This is a genomic window from Pseudomonas lopnurensis (assembly GCF_015070855.1).
Taxonomy (GTDB): domain Bacteria; phylum Pseudomonadota; class Gammaproteobacteria; order Pseudomonadales; family Pseudomonadaceae; genus Stutzerimonas; species Stutzerimonas lopnurensis.
In genome coordinates this window covers 1-5,625 of the sequence record NZ_JADDIX010000093.1, presented here as the reverse complement: position 1 = coordinate 5,625, position 5,625 = coordinate 1, and the positions used below count along the sequence as shown (strand labels likewise).

The following is a 5,625-nucleotide window of genomic DNA, read 5'->3' as shown; positions in this document are numbered from 1 at the left end:
AATGATTAACAGTCATTTGCTCTACCGACTGAGCTATCGCGGAACAACGGTGCGTATCCTACTGTTTGAAAAGGAGAAGTCAACCCCTTCGCATGTTCCCGGCAGCGTGTCCGCCAAGCGGGGCCGAGGGCCCCTGGCGGCGTCGTTCAGAGTACCTGGACGATGGCGTCGGTCACGTGGCCGATGTTGCTGCGATTCAGTGCGGCGGCACAGATGCGGCCGGTGCCGATGGCGTAGACGCCGAACTCGACGCGCAGGCGCTCGACCTGTTCGGCACTGAGGCCAGAGTAGGAGAACATGCCGCGCTGGGCGGCGACGAAGCCGAAGTCCTGCTTGGCGCCCTTGGCCGCCAGCTGCTCGACCATGCACAGGCGCATTTCGCGGATGCGGCTGCGCATCTCGCCCAGCTCGCTTTCCCACAGGGCGCGCAGTTCCGGGCTGTTGAGCACGGCGGAGACGATGGTGGCGCCATGGGTCGGCGGGTTGGAGTAGTTGGTGCGAATCACGCGCTTGACCTGTGACAGCACGCGCGCCGACTCGTCGCGGTTCTGGGTGACCATCGACAGCGCGCCGACCCGCTCGCCGTACAGCGAGAAGGACTTGGAGAATGAGCTGGAGACGAAGAAGGTCATGCCCGACTCGGCGAACAGGCGCACCGCGGCGGCATCTTCCTCGATGCTGTCGCCGAAGCCCTGGTAGGCGATGTCGATGAAGGGGACGTGATCCCGGGCCTTGAGCACGTCGAGAATCTGCTTCCAGTCGTCCAGGGCCAGGTCGACCCCGGTGGGGTTGTGGCAGCAGGCGTGCAGCACGACGATGGAGCGTGCCGGCAGGTTCTGCAGGTCGGCGAGCATGCCGGCGCGATCAATGCCATGGCTGGCGGCGTCGTAATAGCTGTAGTGGCGCACCGGGAAGCCGGCGGACTCGAACAGCGCGCGGTGGTTTTCCCAGCTCGGGTTGCTGATGGCGACCACGGCGTCGGGCAACAGGCGCTTGAGGAAGTCCGCGCCGACCTTGAGCGCGCCGGTGCCGCCGAGCGCCTGGGCGGTGATGACCCGACCCTCGGCGATCAGGGCGGAGTCTTCGCCGAACAGCAGCTTCTGCACGGCGGCGTCGTAGGCGGCGATGCCTTCGATCGGCAGGTAGCCGCGGGGGGCATGCGCGGCGAGGCGGGCCTGTTCGGCCTCGGCGACTGCGCGCAGCAGGGGAATGCGACCTTCTTCGTTGTAATAGACACCGACACCGAGGTTGACCTTGTTCGGCCGCGTGTCGGCGTTGAAGGCTTCAGTGAGGCCGAGGATAGGATCGCGCGGCGCCATTTCGACAGCGGAGAACAAACTCATGGTGAGGGGGCTCGAAGAGAAGAGTGACGGATCACCACCCCTCGCGTCGGCGCGCAGGGTGATGCGCAAACGGGGCGATAGTATAGCGGTCATGCCTGGCGCCTGCGATATGCTAGCGAGGATTTATGACGAGCTTCGTCGGCTTGGTGACCGGGCGCCATTGCGTGGTTCCGGGCGGCTCGCAAGCGGATATCACGGGCATTCTGGCGCGTCATTCGCCGCCGTGAGAGGCGCTGCCGGGGCGGCATGCAATCGCTGCCGGTCCGAAAGTCGTGCATGTTTCTAGAGGGTCGATATGTCTCAGTTCGAACTGGTCACGCGTTTCAAGCCGGCCGGCGACCAGCCGGAAGCCATCCGGCAGATGATCGAGGGTATCGAGGCCGGGCTGTCGCACCAGACGCTGCTGGGCGTGACCGGTTCGGGCAAGACCTTCAGCATCGCCAACGTCATCGCCCACGTGCAGCGGCCGACGCTGGTGCTGGCGCCGAACAAGACCCTGGCCGCGCAGCTCTACGGTGAGTTCAAGGCGTTCTTCCCGCACAACGCGGTGGAGTATTTCGTCTCCTACTACGACTATTACCAGCCGGAAGCCTACGTGCCGTCGTCGGACACCTTCATCGAGAAGGATGCCTCGATCAACGACCACATCGAGCAGATGCGCCTGTCGGCGACCAAGGCGCTGCTGGAGCGGCCGGACGCGATCATCGTCACCACGGTGTCGTGCATCTACGGCCTGGGTGATCCGCAGTCCTACCTGAAGATGGTGCTGCACATCGACCGCGGCGACCGTCTCGACCAGCGCGAACTGCTGCGGCGCCTGACCGGCCTGCAGTACACCCGCAACGACATGGATTTCGCCCGCGCCACCTTCCGCGTGCGCGGCGACGTAATCGACGTGTTCCCGGCCGAATCCGACCTCGAAGCGGTGCGCATCGAACTGTTCGACGACGAGGTGGAGAGCCTGTCCGCCTTCGATCCGCTGACCGGCGAAGTGATCCGCAAGCTGCCGCGCTTCACCTTCTACCCCAAGAGCCACTACGTGACGCCGCGCGAAACCCTGCTCGATGCCATCGACCGGATCAAGGACGAGCTGCGCGAGCGCCTCGACTACCTGCGCGCCAACAACAAGTTGGTGGAGGCGCAGCGGCTGGAGCAGCGCACCCGTTTCGACCTGGAAATGATCATGGAGCTGGGCTACTGCAACGGCATCGAGAACTACTCGCGCTACCTCTCCGGGCGCGAGGCGGGCGAGCCGCCGCCGACGCTGTTCGACTACCTGCCGGCCGATGCGCTGCTGGTGATCGACGAGTCCCACGTCTCGGTGCCGCAGGTAGGGGCGATGTACAAGGGCGACCGTTCGCGCAAGGAAACCCTGGTGGAATACGGCTTTCGCCTGCCCTCGGCGCTGGACAACCGGCCGATGCGCTTCGACGAGTGGGAGGCGATCTGCCCGCAGACCATCTTCGTCTCCGCCACGCCCGGACCGTACGAGGCCGAGCACGCCGGACGGGTGGTCGAGCAGGTGGTGCGCCCGACCGGCCTGGTCGACCCGCAGATCGAGGTGCGCCCAGCGCTGACCCAGGTCGACGACCTGCTGTCGGAAATCCGCAAGAGCGTGGTCAAGGAAGAGCGCGTGCTGGTCACCACCCTGACCAAGCGCATGGCCGAGGATCTTACCGACTATCTGGGCGACCATGACGTGCGGGTGCGCTACCTGCATTCGGATATCGATACGGTGGAGCGGGTGGAGATCATCCGCGACCTGCGCCTGGGCACCTTCGACGTGCTGGTGGGCATCAACCTGCTGCGCGAGGGGCTGGACATGCCCGAGGTGTCGCTGGTGGCGATTCTCGATGCCGACAAGGAGGGCTTCCTGCGCTCGGAGCGTTCGCTGATCCAGACCATCGGCCGTGCCGCGCGCAATCTCAACGGCCGGGCGATCCTCTATGCCGACAACGTCACCGGCTCCATGCAGCGCGCCATGGATGAGACCGAACGGCGGCGCAACAAGCAGATCGCCTTCAACGAGGCGCATGGCATCGTGCCCAAGGGCGTGAAGAAGGATGTCCAGGACATTCTCGAAGGCGCCACCGTGCCCGGTTCGCGCAGCCGGAAACGGCGCAGCGAGGCGAAGGCCGCAGAGGAGAGCGCGCGCTACGAGAACGAACTGCGCTCGCCGAGCGAGATCACCAAGCGCATCCGCCAGTTGGAAGAGAAGATGCTGATGTTGGCGCGCGACCTGGAGTTCGAGGCCGCCGCCGAGGCGCGCGACGAAATCCACAAGCTGCGCGAGCGGCTGCTGCAGGTCTGAGTTGGAGGGGCAGGCCTGCGGCCTGCATCGCCGCAAGGGTGCGCCTTCCACACCGGAACGTGGTGGAAAACGCTTCGCGGTTTTCCACCCTACGAACGGCATCGCCGCGAAGGCGCGCCTCTGCTGCTTGTGTGGAAGTCTCGCCCGGCGCGATGCTTTCAAGGCGGATGCCGCACAGGCGTTCGGCTGGAGCCCATCGCGGCGTGCCTGCTAACATTCGTCCTTTCGTTTTCCGTCTGTCCTTTTCCGTCCGAGAGCATTCATGACCACGGTTCGCACCCGCATCGCGCCATCTCCCACCGGCGACCCCCACGTCGGTACCGCCTATATCGCGCTGTTCAACCTGTGCTTCGCCCGTCAGCACGGCGGCCAGTTCATCCTGCGCATCGAGGACACCGACCAGCTGCGCTCGACCCGCGAATCCGAACAGCAGATCTACGATGCGCTGCGCTGGCTGGGCATCGAGTGGGACGAGGGTCCCGACGTCGGCGGCCCGCATGGCCCGTACCGGCAGAGCGAGCGTGGCGAGATCTACAAGAAGTACTCGGACGAACTGGTCGCCAAGGGCCACGCGTTTCCCTGCTTCTGCAGTGCCGAGCGCCTCGATCAGGTGCGTGCCGAGCAGATGGCCAACAAGGAAACCCCGCGCTATGACGGCCACTGCATGCACATCGCCCCGGTGCAGGCGCAGCAGCGCATCGCCAGTGGCGAGTCCCACGTGATCCGCATGAAGGTGCCGACCGAAGGCGTCTGCCAGGTGCCGGACATGCTGCGCGGCACCGTCGAGATCGGTTGGGACCGCATGGACATGCAGGTGCTGATGAAGGCCGACGGCCTGCCGACCTATTTCCTCGCCAACGTGGTCGACGACCATCTGATGGGCATCACCCACGTGCTGCGTGGCGAGGAGTGGCTGCCGTCGGCGCCCAAGCTGATCAAGCTGTACGAGTATTTTGGCTGGGAGCAGCCGCAGCTGTGCTACATGCCGCTGCTGCGCAATCCGGACAAGAGCAAGCTGTCCAAGCGCAAGAATCCCACTTCGGTGACCTTCTACGAGCGCATGGGCTTCCTGCCGCAGGCGATGCTCAACTACCTCGGCCGCATGGGTTGGTCGATGCCCGACGAGCGCGAGAAGTTCACGCTGAGCGAGATGATCGAACACTTCGACATCCAGCGCGTTTCCCTCGGTGGGCCGATCTTCGACCTGGAGAAGCTTTCCTGGCTCAACGGCCAGTGGCTGCGCGAGCTGTCGGTGGAGCAGTTCGCCGCCGAGGTGCAGCAGTGGGCGCTGAACCCCGATTACCTGATGAGGATCGCGCCGCACGTGCAGCAGCGCGTGGAAACCTTCAGCCAGATCGCGCCGTTGGCCGGTTTCTTCTTCTCCGGTGCGCTGAATCTCGATCCGGCCCTGTTCGCCCACAAGAAGCTGGACGCAACCCAGGTGCGCCAGGTGCTGCAACTGATCCTCTGGAAGCTCGAGGCGCTGCGCCAGTGGGACAAGGAGCGCATCACCGCCTGCATCACCCAGGTGGCGGAGCATCTGGGCCTCAAGCTGCGTGACGTGATGCCGCTGATGTTCGCCGCCATCACCGGGCAGGCCAGCTCGGTTTCTGTGCTCGACGCCATGGAAATCCTCGGGCCGGACCTGACCCGCTTCCGCTTGCGCAACGCGCTGGAGCTGCTGGGTAGCGCGTCGAAGAAGGAAACCAAGGAGTGGGAAAAGCTGCTGGCGACGATCGCCTGAGTCGGCGGGTGGGGCGACTGCGACGCCCCGTTGCTCCGGCACGGGGCGCGAGCGCGCCTTGCAGGCGCCATTCGTCGGCGGTAAGTAGTTGTTCCTAATGCCAAAAAACTTTGGCTGCGGTCGAAAATAATGTTGACACTGCCCAGGGGCGCCCCTAATATGCGCCCCGTCCTCGAGATGGGGCTATAGCTCAGCTGGGAGAGCGCTTGCATGGCATGCAAGAGGTC

General features: G+C 64.9%; 3 protein-coding genes. 2 read left to right on the top strand and 1 reads right to left on the bottom strand.

The window, feature by feature from the left end; all coding sequences use genetic code 11:
• Positions 1–146 precede the first annotated feature (146 nt).
• Positions 147–1,343, bottom strand: coding sequence for an amino acid aminotransferase (locus tag IN820_RS19780; RefSeq protein WP_193682605.1), 1,197 nt, complete (start codon positions 1,341–1,343; stop codon positions 147–149).
• Positions 1,344–1,638: 295 nt separating this feature from the next.
• On the opposite strand from IN820_RS19780, the gene uvrB reads away from it, so the two are divergent.
• Complete coding sequence (gene uvrB, locus IN820_RS19775) at positions 1,639–3,654, top strand: excinuclease ABC subunit UvrB (RefSeq protein WP_193682604.1); 2,016 nt, start codon at positions 1,639–1,641, stop codon at positions 3,652–3,654.
• A gap of 262 nt (positions 3,655–3,916) precedes the next feature.
• Positions 3,917–5,398 (top strand): glutamate--tRNA ligase, encoded by a 1,482-nt coding sequence (gltX, locus tag IN820_RS19770; RefSeq protein WP_193682603.1) that lies wholly within the window; start codon positions 3,917–3,919, stop codon positions 5,396–5,398.
• The last annotated feature ends 227 nt before the right edge of the window (positions 5,399–5,625 follow it).

Excerpts from the sequence above, each read along its gene's own strand:
- IN820_RS19780 (WP_193682605.1), bottom strand. The coding sequence starts at position 1,343 with ATGAGTTTGTTCTCCGCTGTCGAAATGGCGCCGCGCGATCCTATCCTC.
- uvrB (WP_193682604.1), top strand. The coding sequence starts at position 1,639 with ATGTCTCAGTTCGAACTGGTCACGCGTTTCAAGCCGGCCGGCGACCAG.
- gltX (WP_193682603.1), top strand. The coding sequence starts at position 3,917 with ATGACCACGGTTCGCACCCGCATCGCGCCATCTCCCACCGGCGACCCC.